This window comes from Actinoplanes sp. CA-252034 (assembly GCF_050956125.1).
Taxonomy (GTDB): domain Bacteria; phylum Actinomycetota; class Actinomycetes; order Mycobacteriales; family Micromonosporaceae; genus Actinoplanes.
Genome location: NZ_CP191846.1, coordinates 1 through 23,833, shown reverse-complemented (window position 1 = coordinate 23,833; position 23,833 = coordinate 1). Strand labels below are relative to the sequence as shown.

Annotated in this window: 19 protein-coding genes, 2 tRNA genes and 1 pseudogene; 6 read left to right on the top strand and 16 right to left on the bottom strand. The window is 68.3% G+C overall.

The features are described from left to right. Nucleotides 1-35 precede the first annotated feature (35 nt). A complete protein-coding gene (locus ACQPZW_RS00110) occupies nt 36-935 on the bottom strand; it encodes a sulfurtransferase (RefSeq protein ID WP_433792829.1) in 900 nt (299 codons plus the stop codon). A 122-nt stretch (nt 936-1,057) separates the two neighbouring features. Here ACQPZW_RS00110 and ACQPZW_RS00105 point away from each other — a divergent pair, with 122 nt between their 5' ends. From ACQPZW_RS00105 to ACQPZW_RS00090, 4 genes are all read left to right on the top strand, one after another. Beyond that, nucleotides 1,058-2,791 (top strand): proline--tRNA ligase, encoded by a 1,734-nt coding sequence (locus tag ACQPZW_RS00105; RefSeq protein WP_433792828.1) that lies wholly within the window; start codon nt 1,058-1,060, stop codon nt 2,789-2,791. A gap of 34 nt (nt 2,792-2,825) precedes the next feature. Further along, the gene (locus ACQPZW_RS00100) at nt 2,826-3,218 is read left to right on the top strand and encodes a CBS domain-containing protein (RefSeq protein WP_433792827.1); all 393 of its coding nucleotides are present in this window, start codon (nt 2,826-2,828) and stop codon (nt 3,216-3,218) included. A gap of 733 nt (nt 3,219-3,951) precedes the next feature. Beyond that, nucleotides 3,952-4,395, top strand: a complete 444-nt coding sequence (locus ACQPZW_RS00095; RefSeq protein WP_433792826.1) for a SufE family protein — start codon at nt 3,952-3,954, stop codon at nt 4,393-4,395. Between the two features lies 1 nt (nt 4,396). Then, the gene (locus ACQPZW_RS00090; RefSeq protein ID WP_433792825.1) at nt 4,397-5,038 is read left to right on the top strand and encodes a DsbA family oxidoreductase; all 642 of its coding nucleotides are present in this window, start codon (nt 4,397-4,399) and stop codon (nt 5,036-5,038) included. 30 nt (nt 5,039-5,068) lie between these two features. On the opposite strand, the gene ACQPZW_RS00085 is transcribed toward ACQPZW_RS00090, so the two are convergent. Further along, on the bottom strand, nt 5,069-5,629 hold the full coding sequence (locus tag ACQPZW_RS00085) for a YbaK/EbsC family protein (RefSeq protein ID WP_433797878.1): 561 nt from the start codon (nt 5,627-5,629) through the stop codon (nt 5,069-5,071). Between the two features lie 751 nt (nt 5,630-6,380). Between ACQPZW_RS00085 and ACQPZW_RS00080 the strand changes: the two genes are divergently transcribed. Next, nucleotides 6,381-6,782 carry a hypothetical protein gene (locus ACQPZW_RS00080; RefSeq protein ID WP_433792824.1) on the top strand — a complete coding sequence of 134 codons (402 nt, stop codon included), beginning with the start codon at nt 6,381-6,383 and terminating at the stop codon, nt 6,780-6,782. On the opposite strand, the gene ACQPZW_RS00075 is transcribed toward ACQPZW_RS00080, so the two are convergent. The 8 genes from ACQPZW_RS00075 to gyrB all read right to left on the bottom strand — a co-directional run bounded on the left by ACQPZW_RS00075 (nt 6,671) and on the right by gyrB (nt 14,216). After that, the gene (locus ACQPZW_RS00075) at nt 6,671-7,183 is read right to left on the bottom strand and encodes an NUDIX domain-containing protein (protein ID WP_433792823.1); all 513 of its coding nucleotides are present in this window, start codon (nt 7,181-7,183) and stop codon (nt 6,671-6,673) included. The genes ACQPZW_RS00080 and ACQPZW_RS00075 overlap by 112 nt on opposite strands. A gap of 94 nt (nt 7,184-7,277) precedes the next feature. Continuing rightward, nucleotides 7,278-7,946: a DUF6461 domain-containing protein gene (locus ACQPZW_RS00070; RefSeq protein ID WP_433792822.1), complete on the bottom strand. Its 669-nt coding sequence runs from the start codon at nt 7,944-7,946 to the stop codon at nt 7,278-7,280. Nucleotides 7,947-8,194: 248 nt separating this feature from the next. Then, nucleotides 8,195-8,267 (bottom strand) — tRNA-Ala (locus tag ACQPZW_RS00065). A 10-nt stretch (nt 8,268-8,277) separates the two neighbouring features. Continuing rightward, nucleotides 8,278-8,406: a DLW-39 family protein gene (locus ACQPZW_RS00060; protein WP_211304171.1), complete on the bottom strand. Its 129-nt coding sequence runs from the start codon at nt 8,404-8,406 to the stop codon at nt 8,278-8,280. A 190-nt stretch (nt 8,407-8,596) separates the two neighbouring features. Further along, nucleotides 8,597-8,670 (bottom strand) — tRNA-Ile (locus ACQPZW_RS00055). 76 nt (nt 8,671-8,746) lie between these two features. Continuing rightward, nucleotides 8,747-9,637 carry a DUF3566 domain-containing protein gene (locus tag ACQPZW_RS00050; RefSeq protein ID WP_433792821.1) on the bottom strand — a complete coding sequence of 297 codons (891 nt, stop codon included), beginning with the start codon at nt 9,635-9,637 and terminating at the stop codon, nt 8,747-8,749. 3 nt (nt 9,638-9,640) lie between these two features. After that, the gene (gyrA, locus tag ACQPZW_RS00045; RefSeq protein ID WP_433792820.1) at nt 9,641-12,154 is read right to left on the bottom strand and encodes a DNA gyrase subunit A; all 2,514 of its coding nucleotides are present in this window, start codon (nt 12,152-12,154) and stop codon (nt 9,641-9,643) included. 109 nt (nt 12,155-12,263) lie between these two features. Further along, the gene (gene gyrB / locus ACQPZW_RS00040) at nt 12,264-14,216 is read right to left on the bottom strand and encodes a DNA topoisomerase (ATP-hydrolyzing) subunit B (protein ID WP_433792819.1); all 1,953 of its coding nucleotides are present in this window, start codon (nt 14,214-14,216) and stop codon (nt 12,264-12,266) included. Between the two features lie 540 nt (nt 14,217-14,756). On the opposite strand from gyrB, the pseudogene ACQPZW_RS00035 reads away from it, so the two are divergent. Continuing rightward, a pseudogene (locus ACQPZW_RS00035) lies at nt 14,757-15,322 on the top strand (hypothetical protein). 9 nt (nt 15,323-15,331) lie between these two features. On the opposite strand, the gene ACQPZW_RS00030 reads toward ACQPZW_RS00035, so the two are convergent. From ACQPZW_RS00030 to dnaA, 6 genes are all read right to left on the bottom strand, one after another. Further along, on the bottom strand, nt 15,332-15,799 hold the full coding sequence (locus ACQPZW_RS00030; protein ID WP_433792818.1) for a hypothetical protein: 468 nt from the start codon (nt 15,797-15,799) through the stop codon (nt 15,332-15,334). Nucleotides 15,800-15,832: 33 nt separating this feature from the next. Continuing rightward, nucleotides 15,833-16,351, bottom strand: a complete 519-nt coding sequence (locus tag ACQPZW_RS00025) for a DUF721 domain-containing protein (RefSeq protein WP_433792817.1) — start codon at nt 16,349-16,351, stop codon at nt 15,833-15,835. Between the two features lie 205 nt (nt 16,352-16,556). Beyond that, nucleotides 16,557-17,687, bottom strand: a complete 1,131-nt coding sequence (recF, locus tag ACQPZW_RS00020) for a DNA replication/repair protein RecF (protein ID WP_433792816.1) — start codon at nt 17,685-17,687, stop codon at nt 16,557-16,559. 3 nt (nt 17,688-17,690) lie between these two features. Next, a complete protein-coding gene (gene gnd, locus ACQPZW_RS00015) occupies nt 17,691-18,563 on the bottom strand; it encodes a phosphogluconate dehydrogenase (NAD(+)-dependent, decarboxylating) (protein ID WP_433792815.1) in 873 nt (290 codons plus the stop codon). A 39-nt stretch (nt 18,564-18,602) separates the two neighbouring features. Beyond that, complete coding sequence (dnaN, locus tag ACQPZW_RS00010; RefSeq protein WP_433792814.1) at nt 18,603-19,736, bottom strand: DNA polymerase III subunit beta; 1,134 nt, start codon at nt 19,734-19,736, stop codon at nt 18,603-18,605. 2,240 nt (nt 19,737-21,976) lie between these two features. After that, on the bottom strand, nt 21,977-23,833 hold the full coding sequence (dnaA, locus tag ACQPZW_RS00005; protein WP_433792813.1) for a chromosomal replication initiator protein DnaA: 1,857 nt from the start codon (nt 23,831-23,833) through the stop codon (nt 21,977-21,979).

The window sequence follows — 23,833 nt, the reverse complement described above, 5'->3', positions numbered from 1 at the left end:
CCGCCTGTGGATGGCGACGCCGTAGCGGTGCAGGATCAGCTGAGCCCGCCGGGCTCCGTCCCCTTGACGATCGGGGCGCGGACCAGGTTGCCCCACTCGGTCCAGGAGCCGTCGTAGTTACGGACCTGTGGATAACCGAGCAGGTACCGCAGGACGAACCAGGTATGGCTGGACCGCTCGCCGATCCGGCAGTAGGCGATGATGTCGTCCGCCGACTCCAGCCCGAGCTCGTCACGGTAGATCTTGACCAGCTCGTCGTGCGGTTTGAACGAGCCGTCCTCATGCGCCGCGGACTTCCACGGCTTGCTCACCGCGCCCGGGATGTGCCCGCCACGCAGCGCCCCCTCCTGTGGATAAGCCTCCATGTGAGTGAGCTCACCGGTGTACTCCTGAGGGGAGCGCACGTCGACCAGCGGCCGCCCACTGGAGATGTGACCCATCACCTGGTCACGGAAGGCGCGGATCTCGGCGTCGTTGCGCACCGGAGCCGGGTAGTCGGCCGCTGGACGGACCGTTTTGTCCCTGGTCAGCGTGCGGCCCTCAGCCGCCCACTTCTGCCGGCCGCCGTCGAGCAGCCGCACGTCGCGGTGGCCGAAGAGGCTGAAGACCCACAGCGCGTACGCCGCCCACCAGTTGAAGTTGTCGCCGTAGAAGACGATCGTGTCGTCGCGGCCGATGCCCTTGGCGGCACACAGCTCCGCGAACGCCGCCGGGTCCAGGTAGTCCCGGCTGACCTGGTCGTTCAGCTCCAGGTGCCAGTCGACCTTGACGGCGCCGGGGATATGGCCGGTGTCGTAGAGCAGCACATCCTCGTCCGACTCGACGACGACCAGGCCGGGCGTGTCCAGATTCGCGGCGAGCCACTCGGTGGTGACCAGTTTGTCAGGGTGCGCATACGCCTGAAGCGCCTGCGCCGGATCGTTCGGAACGGACATGACTGTCACGCTAGCGCTAATCGGTCCCCGATCGTGGCCGCCACCGAACGCGCGGCCACGAAACGCCGGTGGCCTGTGGATAACCGGATGATTTAGTCGTACCCGGTGCCTAGGCTCGCCACATGTTGCTGCGGATGTCCACCTTGCTGCTCAAGACCCTGCGTGAGGAGCCGGCGGACGCGGAGGTGCCGAGTCACCGCCTCCTCGTGCGCGCCGGGTTCGTCCGTCGCGCCGCTCCGGGTGGCTACACCTGGCTGCCGCTCGGCAAGCTGGTGCTCGACCGGGTCGTCGCGATCGTCCATGAGGAGATGGCCGCGGCCGGCGGGCAGGAGATCTCGTTCCCGGCGCTGCTGCCCCGCGAGCCCTACGAGACCAGCGGCCGCTGGACAGAGTATGGCGACGACATCTTCACGCTGAAGGACCGCCGCGGTGCCGATCACCTGCTCGCGCCCACGCACGAGGAGATGGTCACCCTTCTCGTGCAGGACATGACCGGGTCCTATCGGGACTTTCCGCTGATTCTCTTCCAGATCCAGACCAAGTTCCGCGACGAGGCGCGCCCGCGGGGCGGCCTGCTGCGCGGCCGCGAGTTCCTCATGAAGGACGCCTATTCCTTCGACCTCACCGACGAGGGCCTGATCGAGGCGTACGGCAGGATGCGCGCCGCCTATCAACGGTTCTTCACGCGGCTCGGCCTGGAGCACACGATCGTCTCGGCCGTGTCCGGTGCGATGGGCGGCTCGGCGTCGGAGGAGTTCCTGGCTTCGGCCGAGGTCGGTGAGGACACCTACGTCGGCTGCACCGCCTGTGACTACGCGGCGAACACGGAGGCAGTCACCACCCCGGCCCCGCCCGCCCGGGAGGTGACCGCGCCCCCGCTCGCGGTGCACGACACTCCCGAGACCCCGACCATCGCGTCACTCGTCGACCTGGCCAATGCCCGTGCGCTCGGCGGCCGGACCGACTGGACCGCGGCCGATACGTTGAAGAACGTGGTGGTCACCGTGCAGCATCCCGGCCGTGAGCCGGAGTTGCTGGCGATCGGTCTGCCCGGCGACCGCGAGGTCGATCTCAAGCGACTCAACGCCGCGCTCGCGCCGGCGACCGCGGTCCTCTTCGACGGCTTCGACACCCGCCCCGACCTGGTGAAGGGCTACATCGGGCCCCAGGACATCAAGATCCGATACCTGGTCGACCCGCGCGTCGCTCCCGGCACCGCCTGGCTGACCGGCGCCAATGAGCCCGGCAGGCACGCCACCGACGTGGTCTGCGGGCGCGACTTCACGCCCGACGGCACGGTGGAGGCTGCCGGGGTCCGGCCCGGCGACGCCTGTCCGGCCTGCGGCGACGGCAGCCTCACGATGCGCCGTGGCATCGAGATCGGGCACATCTTCCAGCTAGGCCGCCGCTACACCGACGCGTTCAAGGTCGACGTGCTCGGCGCCGACGGCAAGCCGTCCCGCCCGACCATGGGTTGCTACGGGATCGGCGTTTCCCGCGCGGTCGCGGCCGTCGCCGAGCAGCACCACGACGATCGCGGGCTCACCTGGCCGGCAGCCATCGCCCCGGCCGACGTGCACATCGTCGCGGCGGGCAAGGACGGCCAGGTGGAGGCGGCTCTCACCCTCGCCGGCTCCCTGTCCCGGGCCGGGCTGCGCGTCCTGGTCGACGACCGTCCCAATGTCTCGGCGGGCGTGAAGTTCACCGACGCCGAGCTCATCGGCATCCCCCGGTGCGTCGTGGTCGGCCGCCGCCTTTCCGAGGGGTATGTGGAAGTGCGCGACCGCCGGACGCAGGATCGAAGGGAAGTGCCCCTTGTGGACGTGGCTGGTGTAATCACGGCGGAGCTCGGGTAAACCGGTGAGGCAACGGCGGCGGAGGAGCAGGGCAATGGTCAGGTTGGTCGCGGACGCGATGACCCGGCGGGTCATCTACCTTCCCGAGGACACTCCGCTCGACGAGGCCGCTCAGGTGATGAGCGATCAGGGCATCGGCGACGTGGTCGTCACCGAGGGCCCGACCATGGCCGGCATCGTCACCGACCGGGACATCGTGGTCCGGGCGATAGCCGAGAAGCTGTCGCCCGCCACGACGACGCTGGGCGCGATCGCCACCCGCGAGCTGCTGATGATCGAGCAGAGCGCGACGGTCGAGGAGGCGGTGCAGGCCATGCGGGGCCGAGGCGTTCGTCGGCTGCTGGTCTGCGATGCCGACCGCAAACTGGTCGGCATCCTGAGCCTCAGCGACATAGCGCTCCTCCCGACATCGTCGGCCGCCGCCTGATCGGCTCCCCTCTCGCTGCGGTGCGGTCGATCCATAGCCCGACGCGCGCCGCAGGCTGACCGGCCCAACCCCACTGGCTCGCGCGAGCCGCGGCCTGATCAGCCCCGCCCATGGCCCCGCGAGCCGCCGCCTGATCAGCTCCCAACCCACGGCCCGCGCGAGCCGCCGCCCAACCGGCCCCGCCCACGGCCCGACGCGAGCCGCCGCTGGCCCGACCCCACGGCCCGCCGCAAGCCGCGGCTGGCCCGCCCCCACCACGCCGGGCCCAGCCCGGCCCCACCACGCCAGCCCAAATCAACCCATCACGCCTGACACCGCGGCCCACGCCCGGCCCGCCGATGCCCAGCCCAACCCATCACGCCCGGCACCGCGGCCCACGCCCGGCCCCGCCGACGCCCAGCCCAACCCACCACGCCCGGCACCGAGGCCCACGCCCAGCCCCGCCGACGCCCGAGCGTTGGCCGTGGTGGCAGGCCGCCCACTACGGGCAGCACGGCCACCAGGGGCAGCCCAACGACCACGGCCGGCACGGCTGATCCCGCGGCCTCGGCGCAGCCCGCCGCCTGACCGGCTCCCGCTCCACAGCTCGCCGCGATCCCACCCACCGGCCGCGCCTTCCAGCCACCTACCCCGCGCCGATCGATGCGGCGGAGGTCAACGGACGGCTTGCCGCCACGGTGGGGTGAGGCAGGGCACGGCCATCGGTCCGAGAGTCGCGCGTAGGGTCGGTGGTGTGAGTGACATGCCGCCGAAGCTGGCCGAGATCGTCGATGAGTTCGCGACCGCGCCTCGTGATGTCGTGCTCGAGATGCTGCTGGAGTTCTCCGATGCGGTGCCTCCGCTGCCCGGGGAGTTCGTCGGCCATGAGGGCATGGAGCAGGTTCCGGAGTGTCAGACGCAGTTCTTCCTCAAGGCGATCGTGAACCCGGACGGCAGCGTGGTGTCCCACTTCGACTGCCCACCGGAGTCGCCGACCACGCGAGCGTTCGCCGGCATCCTGGCGGAGGGCCTGGCTGGGGCGTCGGCGGCGGAGGTGCTGGCCGTACCAGATGATCTTTATTCTCGGATGGGTCTCGCGCAGGCGATCAGTCCGTTGCGGGTGCGCGGCGGGACAGCGATCCTGGGCCGCCTCAAGCGTCAGGTCGCCGAGCAGACTGCCCCGCACCCGGCCGAGTGACGTGGACCTCCAGGTCTGGTCGGACGTGATCTGCCCGTGGTGCTACATCGGCAAGGCCCGCCTCGAGAGAGCGCTCGAGGTGTTCGGCGGCGACGTGACGGTCACCTATCGGGCCTACCAGCTGGATCCCGCACCGGTGCCCGATCCGCTACCGATCAGGCAGGTGATGGCGGAGAGGCTCGGCGACCCGGGCATCGCCGACGAGCTGTTCGCGCGCGTGACGACGATGGCCGCGAGCGAGGATCTGACGCTCGATTTCGACCGGGCGGTCGCCGCCAACACGTTCGCCGCCCACCGGCTGATCGCCTGGGCGGCGACACAGGACCGTCAGGCCGACATGCTCGGTGCACTGCAGCGGGCCCACTTCACCCATGGCATCGACATCGGCTCCCTGCCCGCGATCGCTGACGTCGCCGGCTCGATCGGGCTGGACGCCACGGCCGCGTTGACTCACCTCGTCTCGGAGGCCGCCACCATCGCGGTCGACACCGATATCGAGGAGGCCCGGGCGCTGGGCATCAGCAGCGTTCCGACATTCGTGATCGACGGAAAATACGCACTGCCGGGCGCCCACGACACCGCGACGCTGGTGTCCGCCTTCGAGGAGATCGCCCGCCGGGAGAGCGCCAGCGCCGGTCTATGAATGTTTCACGTGAAACGACATAGATGAAAGTCACGCTAACGCGGGTGCCGGGCGCGCGAGACCTTCGATGACCTCAGCGCCGGGCAGAGCTCCGAGCGCCGGGCCGGCAATGGCGATCTTGCTGTGCCGCACTCCGGACCCGATGATCACATGCGGAACGGCCACGACACGGGCGTCGACGAGGATCGGCCAGTCGACGGGAAGCCCGATAGGGGTGATGCCGCCGTATTCCATTCCGGTCAGCGTCACCGCCTCGTCCATCGGCGCGAAGCTCGCCTTGCGCACATCAAGGTGCCGCCGCACCACGCCGTTCACGTCCGCGCGGGTGGTCGCGAGGACGATGCACGCCGCGTACTTGGTGATCCCACCTCTACTGCCGGCCACGATCACGCAGTTGGCGGACTCGGCGAGACTCACGCCGTACGCCTCACAGAAGGCCGCGGTGTCCGCCAGCCCCGCGTCGATCGGCGCCACCAGCACGTGATCGGCATCGATCGGGCCCTCGGGCGGCCAGACCGCCAGTGCCTTGGCGACCGGGGGCGCGAGCAGGTCGGGGCGAGACTGGGCAGGTTCGGTCTGGAGGACTCCCATCATCTCGCCATCCTCACCCAAGCCGTCGATCACGGCACACCGGGCCACCGACCCCGATCACGGAAACCACGAGACCCTCCCTCGACCAGCAGAAACAGCAACCCTCAAATCCCTCGGCCGTACGGATGGAGCCACGTCACGAGGGGTGATGAGTCCCCGCCTCGACCGAGCGTTCCGGCAGCCACCCAGGCGCGGCAAGGCACTCATGGCCAACCACTCACGGCCGAGCTCTCGTGGCCGGCACGAGGGCCGGCACGAGGGGCCGGCACGAGAAGCCAGCACGAGCAGCCAGCACCAGGGGCCGGCACGAGCAGTCGGCACGAGTGGCCAGGCGCCAGTGGCCAACCACGGATGACCAGGCACGAGTGGCCACGCACGGGTGGCCAGGCACCAGTGGCCAAGCACGGGTGGCCAAGCGTCCGTAACCGCTCACCTGAACGAAGACCGACAGCCAACAGACCCGTACCCCGCTCGGTGTGCTCACCCAAGCCGCAAAGCATCGGCCGTCCCGAGCCGGCGCCTGCATCGACGCAGGCGAACTGCGTGGCCACGGTTCCGGCAGAGAGACGGAAGGGCCCACAGGACGATAGTCCCGAAAAGCACCAGACGCAGCCATTTCCACATTCATTGACGCGCCCCAAGCCAGGGAAAGCCGCGAAAGCGCTCAGATCTGGCCCGATCATGCCGACCGTCAGGGGTTGTGAAGGATCGTCGACAAGCGCGCGTAGGGACCGTCAGTGGTCTCGCGTTGATGGTCGGCGCGACCGCCGTGGTCGCCGTCTCCGGCGGCCATCATTCGATCTTCGCGGTCCTCCTGCTCGGCCTGCTCGCCCTGGTGCTGGCGCACGCTCTCGTGGTCGAGATCCAGCGTCAGGCCCGTCGCCGCTCGCAGGTTGTCTGGTACCGAACCGACACGGTCAACACCATCCTGCTGGCCTGCTGGGCGTTCATGGGAAGCGTCACCGCCGCGACCCCGTTCATACCCCTGCCGGTGCGCAGCGTCAGCGCCCTACTAGCCGTCGGTTACATCGCGGCCTGCATCTACTTCGTCATGGAGCGCCGTCGCGCCGTGACGTCGTCCCCACCCCGCCCGGCTCCGGTTTCGGCCGTCGACTCGAGGGATCCGCTGGCGGACTCGGCACCGTCGATCTGACCGTCAAGCGTCGGCAGCACGACCATCAGGGGCGGCACCGGCACACCGTTGGTCTCGATCGGCAGCTCCGGCACCGGCAGCCAGTCGACGCCGAGCTGCTCCGGCCCGAACCCGTCGTCTCGCCCGACCCGCGGCTCGCCGTCCGCCACGGTCACCGCGAAGACCGACGTCATGCCCGAGGGGTAGGGCATCTCGAGCACGTAACGGGCGTCGCCGACGACCAGGCCGGTCTCCTCGAACACCTCGCGTCGTAGCGCCTCCTCGGCCGTCTCACCGGGCCGCAGGCCACCGCCGGGAAGGGTCCACCACTCTCCGCCACCGGATCGCCGGCTGCGCTCGTGCACCATCAGCACACGGCCGTCTCGGACGATCACGGCGGCGGCCCGTCTTCGTTCATCCACGCCATGCAGGCTAACCGCACGAACTGTGCCGCGCAGGCTCCCGTCATTCCTCTGTGGATAACCCGGCACGTTCTTGCAACGGTCAAATACGCATCTATGCCTGCGGAACGGCGACCAGCACGTATGACAAAGTGCTCAACCATTCCTCGGTGAGCTTGATACCGGTCCGGACGGCGAGGAAGTTGAGCCCCGCCGACGTCGGCTGGGCCGGCCCCTTTTCGCCGGACAGGCCCGCTGCCAGGAGATCCGGCCGGAATTCGTCCACTCTGCTGCCGGTGGCGCGTTCCGGCGCCGAGGTGTCGAGATCAAGAGCGAGATCTCCGTCACGGTAGACCATGAGACGCCCCGGACGGCCGCCGCCACCGCGGTAGCCGTACACCCACCGCCGCGCTGACAGCGGCTGGACGATCGCCGGTGTGACGCCGAGAGAGCCGTTGTCCTCCACGAGGACCGACCAGCTGCCGGCCCGGGCCACACCGCCGAAGAACCGGCTCCGCACGCCCGCCTCGCCGTCGCCGGGCCCGATCACCCGGGGCCACTCCACGCGTTCCAGCTCGTCGCCGCCCACCTTGTCGATGATCTGGTGTGGGGTGAGCCCGCGCACGAGGGTGAAGCAGAACCCGCGCGTCAGGTCGCGATGCCGGTCCGGCCAGCTGTAGTCCGGTTTGGCGGGGTGGGAGGGGCGCGGCTCGGCGACACCGGGGGATCCACACCCGGCGAGGGCGGCAAGCGACGGGAGAAGCAGGACCGAACGGCGTTTCACCTGCCTAGTAGATCAAAGATCGAAGGTCTGTCACGTCCCTGTCATGGTTGACACCCGTTGTCCCGGAGCCGGTGAGCAGGCCCGATGGAATTTTTCGCATTTTGCGGCCCGACAGGCCCGCAGAGGAGCCGCCAACCCCGCGCCGACACCCCAGGCAGCCTTTGTACGCCCCAGGCCGTCACCGACGAGCTGAGGCCCCCGGAACGAGAAACGCCGCCCGGCATCCGGACGGCGTTCGAGTAGTGGAGTGGAGCCCAGGGGACTCGAACCCCTAACCCCCGCCTTGCAAAGGCGGTGCTCTGCCAGTTGAGCTAGGGCCCCGCGACCCGCACTATCGCAGGTCGGGAGCGGTGGTCGCCTCGTGCCAGAGGGCACGCTCGTCGCTGGAGGCCTTGACCTTCTTGACGACCAGAGCCGCCACACCAACGACACCAGCAATGATCAGGAGCTTCTTCAACACTGAACCGCCACCCCTCAAGCATCCGGCCAGACGAGACTAACCCCGGACAACAGTAGATCGCCGCAACCGCTCGCGGAACGCTCACCGAAATCACTGTGACGCGGGCCCGGGGGCTCGGCCCCAGGTTAGCCAAAATGACGAGTGACCCCGGCTCGCGATTTCCGCGAACAGAGGCCACCTGGTCATCTCGTGGGGCTAGATGGAATCGAACCATCGACCTCAGAGTTATCAGCTCTGCGCTCTAACCGACTGAGCTATAGCCCCTCACCTGCGAACAGAACGTTACCGCATCGGGTTGCGGGTCTCCAAAGCGGGGTACCCGCAACCCGACTGCGATTCGTCAGTCGCGTTCGGCCAGCGTGAGCTCGATGCCGCCGACCAGATCGGCACAAACGTTGTAAATGAACGCGCCGAGAGTGGCCAGCGCTGTGAACAGCACCACATTGACCGCGCCGATCAGCATCGACGTGCCGATGACGCCCCAGGCGGTGATCCGGAAGGCGGTGGTGGTGCTGCCCTCGGTGCCACCGCTGGCGGTGACCAGCTCCTGCAGGTTGCCGTTGACCGAGCTCCAGACGCCCATCGTGTCGAGGGCGAGGTAGAGCACCGACGTCGCGACGACCACCACGATGAAGAGCACGATCGACACGGCGAACGAGAACTTCATCACCGACCAGGGGTCGATGCGCTTGAGGTTCAGCCGAGCGCGACGGGGCCCGCGCGCTGCGGCCGACGACACCGTGGAACGAGCCGATCGCACGGCCTCGGAGACACGCGCCGCACCCACCGCTGCCGCGCCGCCGGCCGGCGGCGTGGACCCGGTGCGCTGCTTCGCAGCTCCGGGCGCGGTCGCTTGTGGCGCCGGCGGAGTGGTGGGCCGCTGCGGCGTCCCCGGGGGCGTCGAGGGAGCAGCGACCGGGGGACGCCCAGAGGTCGTCCCCGGCGCCGCGCCCTTGCCCTTGGTGACGACCGGCACCGATGCCGAGCCCTTCACCGGTGGCTGCACGCCCGGACGCTTGTCGGCGCCGTCGGTGTTGCCGGCGGCCGGCTCACCGGGCGGCGGGGTCATGCCCGGCGCCCTGGTGAACTTCGGCGGGGACGGGGCATCGGCGGGGACAGAGGCACGCCCTGTGGTCTCGCGACCGGCCGGTGCGGCAGCGTCTTTCTTCGCCGCATCGTCCGGAGTCGCTGAGGTCCCGGGGCCCCCCGACTTCGCCTGTGTCTCCGGCATCAACTAGTCCTGTTCGTCAGGCTCGTCGGCATTGCGAGCAAGCGCCACGATGGTTACACCTTCTGGGAGGTCCATCAGCTTGACCCCCATTGTGTTCCGATCCCGTGTGCGCCGTACAGGCTTCACGGGAGTCCGGATGACACCACCATTGCTGGTGATGGCAAACAGTTCATCCTCCGGGCTGATCACCAGAGCGCCGACAAGTCCACCACGACGCTCAGTGATCTTGGCGGTCAGTACCCCCTTGCCGCCACGCCCCTGCACCGGATACTCCTCGATGGGCGTGCGCTTCGCATACCCACCATCGGTGGCGACCAACACATCCATGTCCGGCCGGACCACTTCCATGGCCAGGAGCTCGTCGTTGTCACCGAAGCGCATGCCGATGACACCGGACGTCGCGCGGCCCATGGGCCGTAGCGCCTCGTCGGTGGCATTGAAGCGGATGGCCTGGGCTTTCTTGGACACCAGAAGGAGATCGTCCTCCGGAGCCGCCAGCGCCGCGCCCACCAATTCGTCTTCCTCCCGCAGGTTGATGGCGATAATGCCACCGCTGCGGTTGGAGTCAAATTCCTCCAGGCGGGTCTTCTTCACGAGCCCATCCTTAGTGGCGAGCACAAGGTAGGGCGCGACCTGGTAATTCGGGATCTGGATGATCTGCGCGATGTGCTCGTCGGGCTGGAAGGCGAGCAGGTTCGCGACGTGCTGTCCCTTCGCCACGCGGCTGGCTTCGGGCAGTTCGTACGCCTTCGCCCGGTAGACCCGGCCCTTGTTTGTGAAGAACAGCATCCAGTCATGTGTGGAAATGACGAAGAAGTGCGACACGATGTCGTCCTGCCGCAGGGTGGCACCGCTGACGCCCTTGCCGCCGCGCTTCTGTGACCGGTACAGATCGGTCTTGGTGCGCTTGGCATATCCCGTTCGTGTGATGGTCACCACAACGTCTTCCCGGGCGATGAGATCCTCCATGGAGACCTCGCCGTCGAACGGGATGATCTGGGTGCGCCGCTCGTCGCCGAACTTCGCGACGATCTCGGCCAGCTCCTCGGAGATGATCGTCCGCTGTCGCTCCGGCTTGGCGAGGATGTCCTTGAAGTCGGCGATCTCGATCTCGATCTTCGCCAGCTCGTCGACGATCCGCTGCCGCTCCAGAGCCGCGAGGCGGCGCAGCTGCATGTCGAGGATCGCGGTCGCCTGGATCTCGTCGACGTCGAGCAGCTGCATCAGGCCCTGACGCGAGTCCTCGACCGTGGTCGAGCGCCGGATCAGGGCGATGACCTCGTCGAGCATGTCCAGCGCCTTGGCCAGACCGCGCAGGATGTGGGCACGCTCCTCGGCCTTGCGCAGCCGGTACGCGGTCCGGCGTTGGATGACCTCGATCTGGTGCTCGACGTAGTAGCGGATGAACTGCGCCAGGTTGAGCGTGCGCGGCACCCCGTCGACGATCGCCAGCATGTTGGCGCCGAACGTCTCCTGCAGCTGGGTGTGCTTGTAGAGGTTGTTCAGCACCACCTTGGCGACTGCGTCGCGCTTCAGGACCAGGATCAGCCGCATGCCGGTACGGCCGGACGACTCGTCCCGGATGTCGGCGATGCCGGTGAGCTTGCCTTCCTTGACCAGCTCGGCGATGCGCTCGGCGAGGTTGTCCGGGTTCACCTGGTACGGCAGCTCGGTCACCACGAGGCACGGCCGGCCCCGGGTGTCCTCCTCGACCTCGACCACCGCGCGCATCCGGATCGACCCACGACCGGTCCGATACGCGTCGTTGATCGCCGACTGGCCGACGATCAGGCCCTTGGTCGGGAAGTCCGGGCCCTTGACGAGCTCGAGCATCGCTTCGAGCGCGGTCGCCTCGTCCGACTCGGGGTGGTCGAGCTGCCACTGGACGGCGCTGGCGATCTCGCCCAGGTTGTGCGGCGGGATCTTGGTGGCCATGCCGACTGCGATGCCCTCGGAGCCGTTGACCAGCAGGTTCGGGAACCGGGCCGGCAGGATCGTCGGCTCCTTGGTGCGCCCGTCGTAGTTGTCCTGCATGTCGACGGTGTCTTCGTCGATGTCCCGCAGCATCTCCATCGCCAGCGGGGACAGCTTCGCCTCGGTGTAGCGCATGGCCGCGGGCGGGTCGTTACCCGGCGAGCCGAAGTTGCCGTTGCTGTCGATCAGCGGGTAACGCAACGACCAACGCTGCCCCATGCGCACCAGGGCGTCGTAGATCGACGAGTCGCCGTGCGGGTGGTAGTTGCCCATCACGTCGCCGACGATGCGGGCGCACTTGACGTAACCGCGGTCGGGACGGAAGCCGGCGTCGTACATCGCGTAGAGGATCTTGCGGTGCACCGGCTTGAGGCCGTCCCGCACGTCGGGGAGCGCACGGCCGACGATGACGCTCATCGCGTAGTCGAGGTACGACCGCTGCATCTCGACCTCGAGGCCGACCGGCTCGATGCGCTGCGTCACGCTGCCGCCGGTATCGGCGGGGGTCTCGTCGTCGCCGGGGGGCTCGGGAGTGTCAGTCACTTTTAACCCTTACTCAAGGTGATGCCGGGCAAATGCTGCCGAAACTGGCATAAGGCTGTGGATAACACTGTGGAAAGTGGCCGCACGCTGTGGATACGGCTTCCCGGACTTAAATGTCGAGGAACCTGACGTCCTTGGCGTTGCGCTGGATGAAGGACCGGCGCGCCTCCACGTCCTCACCCATCAGCACGCTGAACAGCTCGTCGGCGACGGCCGCGTCGTCCAGGGTCACCTGGCGCAGGGTGCGGGTGTCCGGGTTCATCGTGGTGTCCCAGAGCTCGTCGTAGTTCATCTCGCCGAGACCCTTGAACCGCTGGATGTCGTCCGGCTTGGCATTGGCCTTCTTCTGCTGGCGCAGGGCGATCAGACCGTCACGCTCCCGGTCGGAGTAGGCGTACTGCGCGTCGTCGCCCCGCTTGTTCCACTTGAGCTTGTAGAGCGGCGGCGACGCCAGGTAGACGTGCCCGTGCTCGACCAGCGGCCGCACGAAGCGGAACAGCAGGGTGAGCAGCAGCGTCTGGATGTGCTGGCCGTCGACGTCGGCGTCGGCCATCAAGATGATCTTGTGGTATCGCAGCTTCGAGATGTCGAACTCGTCGTGGATGCCGGTGCCCATGGCCGTGATCAGCGCCTGGACCTCGTTGTTCTTCAGCACCCGGTCGATGCGGGCCTTCTCCACGTTGAGGATCTTGCCGCGGATCGGGAGGATCGCCTGGATGCGGCTCTCCCGGCCGGACTTGGCCGAGCCGCCGGCCGAGTCGCCCTCGACGATGAACAGCTCGGTCTCGCGCGGGTCGGTGGACTGGCAGTCGGCCAGCTTGCCGGGCATCGAGCCGGACTCGAGCAGCGACTTGCGCCGGGCCAGCTTGCGGGCCTGCTGCGCGGCGATCCGGGCGCGGGCCGCCTGGTCCGCCTTCGTGATGATCAGCTTGGCGTCCGCCGGGTTACGGTCGAACCAGTCGGCGAGCTGCTCGTTGCAGACTTTCTGAACGAAGCTCTTCATGTCGGTGTTGCCGAGCTTCGTCTTCGTCTGACCCTCGAACTGCGGGTTCGCCAGAGTCACCGAGATGATCGCGGCCAGGCCCTCGCGAATGTCCTCACCGGACAGCTTCTGGTCGGCCTTGAGGAACTTCTTCTCGACGCCGTACTTGTTGACGATGGTCGTCAGCGCGGAGCGGAAGCCCTCCTCGTGAGTGCCACCCTCGTGCGTGTTGATGCGGTTGGCGAAGGTGTAGACCGACTCGCCGTACGACTCGTTCCACTGCATCGCGATCTCGACGGCCATGCCCTCCTCGGGGGCGTCGGCCTCGAACTGGATCACGGTCTTGTGGATGGCGCTCTTGGTGGCATTGAGGTGTCGCACGAAGTCGGCGATGCCGTCCTCGTACATGAAGCTGACGCGGCGAGGCTCACCGTTCTCGTCGACCTGATCCGGCCGCTGGTCGGTGTAGTTGATGGTGAGGGCTTTGTTGAGGAACGCCATCTCCTGGAGACGCCGGTAGATCGTCTGGTAGTCGAAGTCGACGGTCTCGAAGATGTTCGGGTCCGGCCAGAACTGCACGGTCGAGCCGAGGCTGTCGGTCGGCTCGCCCTTCACCAGCTCACCGGGAATGGAGTAGTCGTACTTCTGCCGCCACCAGAAGCCGTCCTTCTGGATCTCGACGGCCATCCTGGTCGAGAGCGCGTTCACCACGGACACGCCCACGCCGTGCAGACCGCCGGAGACCTTGTAGGCCTGGCCGTCGAACTTGCCGCCCGCGTGCAGCACGGTCAGCGCGACCTCGACACCCGGCTTCTTCAGCGTCGGGTGCAGGTCGACCGGGAAACCACGGCCGTTGTCGGTGACCGAGACGCCGCCGTCGGCGAGCAGGACCACGTCGATGGTGTCGCAGTAACCGGCCAGTGCCTCGTCGACCGCGTTGTCCACAACCTCCCAGACCAGGTGATGCAGACCGCGCTCACCGGTGGAGCCGATGTACATACCGGGACGTTTGCGGACCGCTTCCAGGCCTTCGAGCACGGTGATGGAGCCGGCACCGTACTCCTGCTGATCTTCTGACACCCTCGGCCACTTTCTCGCGCCGGGCCGTGAGGCCCCGCAACGGGGTTGGCGGGTCCATCGGCGGCTTCACGCGCGCGCATGGGAGACCAGAGATGACACCGCGGGAAGAGCGGACCACCGGTGGAACCGTGCGTGCCGGTCGCCGCGGATGGCCCGCGGATCGTGATCGGCTGGAAAAACCGCATAGCGTGACGATGTGGGTCGGCGCAGTAGCCAACTTCGCCGTCAAGCACAGTTTTCCCGGTCGCTGTCGATTCTACTCCGCCGGAACGAATCGGCGAGGGTCCGGCACCTCTTCCGGGTGCCTGAGAGTGCCGTAGCGCGATTCGAGGCGCTACCCAGGTAATCCCCTACACGGCACAGCCGCCCCGTGCAATGGCAAACGCTGCGGCAGTTGCGGCGGTCGGGCGCGCCTGCGGTGCCCCGCCCATACTCACTGCGACACTGCTCGACAGCGTCCCGCGGCTGTGTCGTAACCTCGCCCGCGCGGGCCGGAGATGGCCGGGTGGTCGCAGGGCAGGTCGAGGAGGGGTGGCCCCAATGGCGCACGACAAGGGCCTGGACAACGTCGCGGTGCACTGGCCGCGGACCAACCAGTATTACGACCCGGTGGCTCCCGCCGAGTTCGTCGACTTCGGAACGATCGCCGACCGGCCGGAGATCGCGGCGCCGACCGGTGCGCTCGCGCTGCACATCGCCAAGACCGGCACGGTGCGCGCTACGGCGTACACCGAGCTGATCGATCTTCTTCTCGGCCTCGAGGGTGTGCTCTACGCCACCGAAGCCGCCGCCGAGGACGAGGATCCCGTCATCGACCCGGACGGCTGCGCGTGGATCGCCGGCGGCCTGGAGCGCTTCGTCGAGGGCCACGACAAGTTCGGCGACCTGGTCACCTTCGACACCGTGACCGAGGTGCTGCGGACGGCGATCTCGGGGGCCGGCTCGCCGAGCAGCAACTGCGCTGGCTGGACCAGCGGCTCGCGGCACTACGCGACGACGCCGGGAACTCGCCGCACTGGAGCTTCGCCCGCACCGAGCTGGCCGTGCTGGCCGGCTTCTACCGCCGCTGCGCCGAGCGCGGGTTCGCGATCTTCGCCGACTACTGAGGCCCGGCCTCAGGTCTTCCGGACCAGCCAGGTCACCCCGCCGGCGACGAGGAGCAGGACCAGGACCGTGCCACCCCAGAAGATCCGGGTACGGTCCTCGCCACCCGTGGCATGCCCGGTGGACAGCAACTCGTTGCCGTCACACAGATTCGTCTCGCCGGCGCTCTCGAACACCCGGTACCGGCCGCCCTCGACGAACTCGTATCCACAGGATGCCGAGTCCTTCATGGTGACCAGTGTCACTGCGCCGCCCGTCTCGCCCTTGAGCACCGACTCGACGGCGAACCGCACCTCGACCTCATTGCCGAACCACGAGCCGTCGACGTCCTCCGCAACGCCGACGAAGGCCGTCTCGGACCGCCCCAGCGGATCCGGATTGTCGCCGCACGAACACGCCCAGGCTGGTCGGGCGGCCACCGGAAGCGGCGCCAGCACGAGCAGAAGCAGAACCAGAAGACGGCGCAGCAGCAGAGTCATGCGCGGTCAGACGTGCACCGGGCCGAGAAGGTTTCAGCCGTAGGTGTCCCGAGGCCCGCGCCCCTGCACCCGCCGCGGCCCCCGACTCCACGACGGCGCCGCCGGACCGTGAATGTTGAGCCTGGTCACCACGTTGTTTCCGACCTCACCGGCGATCTTGCGGATCAGCGTGGCCGCGAGCATCCGCAACTGGGTGGCCCATGCCGTCGACTCGGCCTCCACGGTCAGCACCCCGGCCTCCAGGCGCACCGGACGACTGTGCGACGCGATGTCCGGGCCGACCACCTTCTCCCACGCGCCGAAGACCGTGGCCTCGGCCTTCGGCTTCTCCCAGCCACGCGCCCTGACCAGGCGCTCCAGCATCGCCCCGAACAGCTGGGGATCACGCGGGTCGGGCCCGGGCCCGGAATAGCCACGCAGCCGCCGGCCACTGCCCTGACCACTTCCGGTCCGGCGTTTCGGCGTCCGGGAGGCCGCCTCACGGCGCCGCGCGAGCGCGGCATCGAGCACGGCGCGGGCGAGCTCCGGCCCGGCCAGGTCCGCGTTTTCCACAGGCTGTGGAGAAGCCGGAGGCGGGGTACGGTCGGCGCCCGGCCCACCCGGGGGACGCGAAACGCGCTCAGCGCCTCCGGAAGCGCCCCGAAGCTCTCGATCCTCATCCACCCCCGCCCGCAGATCCCCGAGGGCGTCAGCGAGCCGCTCAGGTGGCTGCTCCGGCCGACGTGGCTCGCCGCCGGCCGACCGATCCCGATCAGCGTCAGGCAACACGGTCCACCGCTCCCGTCACGACGTCGAAGCGCGCACCCCGCAGGCTCGCCGGCACATCCTCCGGAACCGCGCACGTCACGAGCAACTGTGCCGCGTCCGAGACCAGCGCCGCCAGTCGTTCCCGGCGCGACGCGTCCAGCTCGGCGAAGACGTCGTCGAGGACCAGCACCGGCTCGATGCCGTCCGAGCGCAGCAGGTCGTAGGCGGCCAGCCGCAGCGCCAGCGCGAACGACCAGCACTCGCCGTGACTCGCATACCCCTTCACCGGCAGGTCGCCCAGACCGAGCGCGAGATCGTCACGATGCGGTCCGACAAGGGTCGTGCCCCGCTCGATCTCCGCGAACCGGCGCTCCTGCAGCCGCTCGAGGATCGCCGCCTCCAACGCCGGCCGGTCCGTCTGCAGCTCCTCGCCCAGCCGCGACGCGTACGCGATCGACGCGGTGCCCCGGCCCGGAGCGACCGCGTCATACGCCTTCGTCAGGTGCGGGGCCAGCGCGGCCGACAGCTCCAGGCGCCCGGCCAGCAACTCGGCGCCGTGGTGGGCGAGATGGTGGTCCCAGACTTCGAGCGTCGACAGGTCCTGCCCGCGAGTGCCGCCCACCTTGCGGTTCAGGTAGGCGTTGCGCAGCAGGGCGTTGCGCTGCTTCACGACCCGGTCGTAGTCGGCGCGCACCCCGGCGAACCGCGGCTGCCGGGCGACCAGCAGATCGTCGAGATAGCGCCGGCGCTCCGACGGGTCGCCGCGGACCAGTTCCAGGTCCTCCGGGGCGAACAGCACCATCCGCAGCGCGCCGAGCACCTCACGCGGCCGACGGACCGGAGACCGGTTGAGCCTCGCCCGGTTCGCCCGGCCGGGCACGATCTCCAGCTCCACCAGCAGCTCACGTCCCTCGTGGACGATCGCGCACCGGATCACCGCCGAGGCGGCGCCGGACCTGACCAGAGGCGCGTCGGTGGCCACCCGGTGACTGTCCAGAGTGGCCACGTAACCGAGCGCCTCGATCAGGTTGGTCTTGCCCATGCCGTTCTGCCCGACCAGCACGGACACGCCGGGATCGAGATCGACCGTCACCCGCTCATACGAGCGGAAGTCGGTGAGCTCGACCCGGCGCACGTGCATGGATCAGCGCTTGACGGCGTGGCCACCGAACTGCTGACGCAGCGCGGCGACGGCCTTCATGGCGGGCGAGTCGTCCTGGCGGGACTGGAAACGCGCGAACAGCGACGCGGCGATGACATGCGCCGGCACGGCGAGACGCACGGCCTCGTCGACGGTCCAGCGGCCCTCACCGGTGTCGTCGGCGTAACCCTTCAGGGCCTCCAGCTCCGGGTCCTCGTCGAGAGCCCGGTCCAGCAGGTCCAGCAGCCACGACTTGACGACGCTGCCCTCACGCCAGCTCTTGATCACGGCGGGCACGTCGTGGATGTACTCCGACGCCTTGAGGATCTCGTAGCCCTCGGCATACGCGTGCATCAACCCGTACTCGATGCCGTTGTGCACCATCTTCGCGTAGTGACCGGCACCGTGCGTGCCGGCGTGCGCGAATCCGAACTCACCGGCCGGCTTGAGCGCCTCGAAGATCGGCTTGCAGTGCTCGACCTGCGCGGCCTCGCCGCCGACCATCAACGCGTAGCCGTTCTTGATGCCCCACACGCCGCCGGAGACACCGACGTCGAGGTAGTGGATGCCCTTGACGGCCAGGCGCTCGGCCCGGGGGGCGTCGTCGGTGAACTTCGAGTTACCGCCGTCGATGATGATGTCGCCGGCCTCGAGGACCTCGGCGAGCTGATTGATCGTGTCCTCGGTGATCTGGCCGGACGGCACCATGGTCCAGACGACCCGCGGCGCGGCCAGTTTCTCGGCCAGCTCGGCCAGGCTGGCAGCGTCGCTTACTTCCAGGTTCTGGTCGTATCCGACGACTTCGTGCCCCGCTGCACGCAGTCGTTCCCGCATGTTGCCACCCATGCGGCCGAGACCGATCAGGCCGAGTTGCATGGTGATCTCCCTAGATGAGCGATTGGTTCAAGCTCAGTATCAGCGAGTTACCCGGATCGGCATGATCAGATAGCGGTAACCCGGGATGATTTCTCCGCTTTCGCCAGCGGGCGAGATCACAGCGGGCTTGAACGCGTCGACGAACGAGAGCATCGCCGTCGGAGCGCCCAGGTTCTGGAGGCCATCGATCAAATACTGCGGATTGAAGCCGATCGTCAACGGCTCCCCGGTGAACTCGGCCTCCATCGCCTCGCTGGCGCGCGCCTCCTCGGTGCCGCCCGCCTCGACCACGAGACCGTCCTCGCTGAAGCTCAACAACACCGGAGTCGTGCGCTCGGCGACCAGGGCGACCCGTCGGACCACCTCGACCAGCGCCGACACCGCCACCCGCGCCTCCGCGTTGTGCGAAGCCGGGAAGAGCGAGCGCACCGGCGGATAGTTCGCGCCGTCCAGCAGGCGGCTCGTCGTCCGGCGGGCGCCACCCGCGAAACCGATCATGCCCTCGCCGGCGCTGCCCTGAGCGAGCGCCAGCGTCACAGCCCCGCCGATCGGGCCCAGCGCCTTGGCCGTGTCGTTCAGCGTCTTCGCCGGGACCAGAGCGTTCAGGCTGATCTCCGGGTCCTCCGGGGTCCACTCGATCTCGCGCATCGCCAACCGGTACCGGTCGGTGGCCAGCAGCGCGATGTTGGATCCGTTCAGCTCGAGGCGCACACCCGTCATCATCGGCAGCGTCTCGTCCCGACCTGCGGCAATCGCGACCTGGGAAACCGCTGAGGCGAACGTAGCGGCGTCGATCGTGCCCGCGCTGGACGGCATGTCCGGCAGGGTCGGATAGTCCTCCACCGGCATCGTGGGCAGGGTGAAACGGGCGCTGCCGCACACCAGCTCGAGATGAGCGCCGACGGCGGCGATGTCCACCGGCTTGCCCGGCAGTGCCTTGGTGATCTCGGCGAGCAGGCGGCCGGAGACCAGAGCCGCGCCGTCCGCGTCGGCCTGCACCTCGACGGTGACCTGGCTGGAGACCTCGTAGTCGAAGCCGGACACCTGCAGGCGGCCGTCGGTGACCCGCAGCAGGACACCGGCGAGCACCGGCACCGAGGGCCGGCTGGGCAGGCTCTTGGCTGTCCACGCCACGGCGTCGGCGAGCGCGTCTCGCTCCACCCGGAACTTCATGCTGTCCTCCGCGATGCGTCCTCATACAGGGGGCATGGACCCCCCTGAACTCTATGGCTCCGGCGCTGCCGCTGCGTGCCCGACCCCGGTCCGCCTTCATACACCGACAGGACCTCAGAACCCCAACCCTGCTTCTCGGTGCTTCCTGAAGGCCAGCCCACTGCGAGCCGCGAGGCGCGGATCCACACCTTCCACAACGCTGATGATTGGTTTTTGTTTTCTTAGAAGAGATAACTAGTCGTCATAGTAGGGCCTGTGCATACTGTGGAGAACTCGCGTTTCCGCTGGTCAGAGGGTTATCCACCGGTGATTCACATGTGGGTAACCAGGGTAAAACTAGGCCTCTGTGTCCACAGTTCCCGACGCGGCGAGCGTTGTCCACCGTCGTCCACAGGCTATCCACCGGTAATCCACCGGTTCTATCCCCTGCGCTGTGGATGACGCAGGAACGCTACAGGCTCGTCGTCCCCAGATCCTTCAACAGGTAATCCACAGGCGTCCACAGGCTGTGTGATCTTTTGTCACCCTCCGTGTCTGTCCACATCGATTTCCCCAGGGTTGGTCCACATCTGTGGACGAAGCTGTCGGGAGATTTCCACCGTCTGGGGATACAGCCTGTGGATGCCTGTGGATAGCTGTGGACAACGTTGGCACGAAACTGTCACGTCGCGGCGTTGACAAATCGCCATTGAGGTCCCTTGAAGTCAGGCATCGAGTGACTCCGATATTTGGCCCACGGGAAGATGATCTGGGTATAACTTGTGGAAAACCCCGTGTAGAACCGGTGGAAAACTCGCGCAATTGCTAGTTTCTGCAGGCCAGGGGGCTTTCACCCGATCGTGGACGGCCTGTGGAAAACGCGAAACAGTCGGCTCAGCCGCTGATTTCCGTCCCCGCGTGCCCGGGGCGTTGTGGATTGTGGAAAAACCGCGATCGAGGCCGCCGGCCCACGTCTCCACAGCCGTCCGGCTTCTGCAACATCAACCCCTCATCGGGTACGGGCGTGCTCCCGCTGAGCCTTTCCACACCTCACGTGGCTGTCAGCGCGACGACTTGCCCGCTCCCGACCGCGACGCGGCCGCCGGGCTGAGGCCGTTGGTCACCGTTCGCCGTGGCGATAGCGCCGATCGCGCTCGGGAGCGGCGGTCGTAACGGGTTGCCGGTGACGCGAAGCGACCCGGGTGCGGTGCTGATGTGTGGTGACGCGAGGCGGCCGGGTGCGGTGCTGATGTGTGGTGACGCGAAGCGGCCGGGTGCGGTGGTGATGCGGTGGTGGCCAGGAGCGGTCAGGGCGCGGCGGTGGTGCCGAGGTGTGGTCATGGCGCCGCGCGAGCCGGGGTGCGGCGGTGGCGCCGAGCGGCCGTTTCCGTCTGACAATCAGTCAGCGGGCGTCCTGGGCCGAATCGGCGTGTCGCGAACGTGCCTTCTCTGCCTTTTACCTGCTGTGCCTTCTCCACCTGCGAACGGCTCGCAAATCGTGGGGGCTCGCTCTGGCGGCGCCGAGCTGTGCCGATAGAGCTGTGCCGATAAAGGTGTGCAGCTGGATGTTCTTCGCGGCCAAGGGTTGCCGGCACAGGGTGGTCAGGGTGGCGAGTGCCGACGTCCGGTCGGGGCGGGCATTCGATCGGTGTGTCGGGTTGGCGTGGCGTTCCTTGGCCGGCCCGGGCGACGCGGGTGGTGTCGGAGCCGGGCGGCCGGGTTGCCCGGTGGCGGGACCGGCTTCGACTACCGCTGGTAGAGGGGCGACAAGAGTGCCCAGACCCCGTTCGGGGTGTGGCCGCCGTGACCTGCCGGTGGTTCGAGTGGGCATGGGGCTCTTGGCCAGGGCTGGGGCGTCGGGTAGGCCCGGTGGCGGCACGGGGTTCGACTACCGCCTGGCAGGAGTGCCCAGACCTGGCAATGGGTGCGGCCGTCGTTTCCGCCATGACTGGTCGGTGATTCGGGTTCGGGTTGGCTCGGCGCTCTTTGCGAGGGCTGGGGGCGGCTGGTGTGCCCGGTGGGGGATCCGGGTTTGGTTGCCGCCTGGTCCGGGGTTGCTGGAGTGCTCAGAGCCGGTATTGGGTGCGGCCGTCGTTTCCGCCGTGACCGGGGTGGGTCTCGTCGGGCTGCGGTTGTGGGCGGGATCGCAGGTGAGTGGGCAACAGCCCGGCGGCTGCGGTCGGCCGGGACCACGCAGCCACGTTCAAAACGCGAGGTGAGAGCGCCGTGGTGCGGTTGAGGGGCGCTTCACCCGTACCCCCTCAGGTGTTCTGTTTGATCCTGTTGGTGAGCTCGGCGATCTGGTTGTAGAGGGACCGCCGCTCGGCCATGTGTTGCCTGATCTTGCGGTCGGCGTGCATGACCGTCGTGTGGTCGCGGCCGCCGAAGGCCTGTCCGATGCGCGGGAGCGAGAGGTCGGTGAGCTCACGGCAGAGGTACATGGCGACCTGGCGGGCGTTGACCAGCACCCGGCTGCGGGAATGGCCGCGCAGATCCTCGAGGCTGACGCCGAAGTAGTCGGCAGTGGAGACCATGATCTGGTCGGCGGTGATCTCCGGGCCGGCGCCGTCGGGCATGAAGTCGCGCAGCACCTCCTCGGCCAGCGAGAGCTGCACCGGCGAGCGGGTGAGGCTGGCGAACGCGGTGACCCGGATCAGGGCGCCCTCGAGCTCGCGGATCGAGTTCGACACCCGGGACGCGATGAACTCGAGCACGTCGTCGGGGGCGTACATCCGCTCCTGTGCGGCCTTCTTCTGGAGGATCGCGATACGCGTCTCGAGGTCGGGCGGCTGGATGTCGGCCAGCAGCCCCCACTCGAAGCGGGTGCGCATCCGGTCTTCGAGTGTGGCCAGCTGCCGCGGGGAGCGGTCCGAGCTGATCACGATCTGCTTGTTGGCGTTGTGGAGCGTGTTGAACGTGTGGAAGAACTCCTCCTGCGTGCGCTCGCGATTTTCCAGGAACTGGATGTCGTCGATCAGCAGGATGTCGACGTCGCGGTAGCGCCGCTGGAACGCCTGCGTCTTGTCGTCGCGCAGGCTGTTGATGAAATCGTTGGTGAACTCCTCGGTCGACACGTAGCGCACCGAGCGCGCGTGCCCGAGGGTGGTGGCGTAGTGCCCGATCGCGTGCAGGAGGTGGGTCTTGCCCAGCCCGGAGCTGCCGTAGATGAACAGCGGGTTGTACGCCTTCGCCGGGGACTCGGCGACCGCCACCGACGCCGCGTGCGCGAAGCGGTTGGACGAGCCGATGACGAACGTCTCGAACATGTACTTCGGGTTGAGCCGGTTGCCGTCCTGGCCACCGGGCCGGGGCGACGTGCCGGGACCGCGCAGGTCGACCGGCGGGCGCCCGGGACCGTTGTCGCCGGCCCGCACGGGCATGTCGTCGCGCCGGTCCGGACCGGGCATCGGGCGATCGTCCGGGTGCCGGCGGTTGTCCCGCAACTGGGACGCGTCGGCTGCCATCCGATGTGCGACCGCGTCGTTCGGGGTTTCCTGCTCAGCCGGGCGTGTCGCCGGTGACCTGTTCACCGGCGACTGCGGGATCTGCTGCGGCATCGGGTCGGCGAAAAGCGCCTCCTGGCCGTCCCGGGCGGTCGGCACACCCCGAGAGAACGGCGCCTGCGGCGACGAGTGCTGCGCGGACCCGGTCGGATACGGCTCGGGCGCGTGCTCGGCCGGGCCGAAGGCGGCCTGCTGGTACGGCGGGTCGGGCATCCGCTGCGGACCCGAGTATCCGGGCAGTTCCGGCTGGTAGGGGCCGCCCGGATCGGCATAGTGCCGTGGCTGCGGCTCCACGATCGGCGGCGCCTGCTCGGAGGGCTTGCCGTAGACCGTCCCGGGCATGCCCGAGCCGTCCTCCGGAGGGCGGACCGTGACCGCCACCTGTATGGGCCGGTTCAGTCGTTTCGTCAGAGCCTCGGTGATCGCCGGGCGCAGGCGCGACTCGATGATGTCGCGGGTGTACGTGTCCGGAACCGACAACAGAGCGGTGTCCTCGACGATGGCGCGCAGACGGGTGAACTGAAGATAGGCGCGCTGCTGCCGTGACGCGATCTCGTCGGACAACTCGTCCAACGTGTCACGCCACAACGTGCCCAGGTCGACCTGATCGGCCAC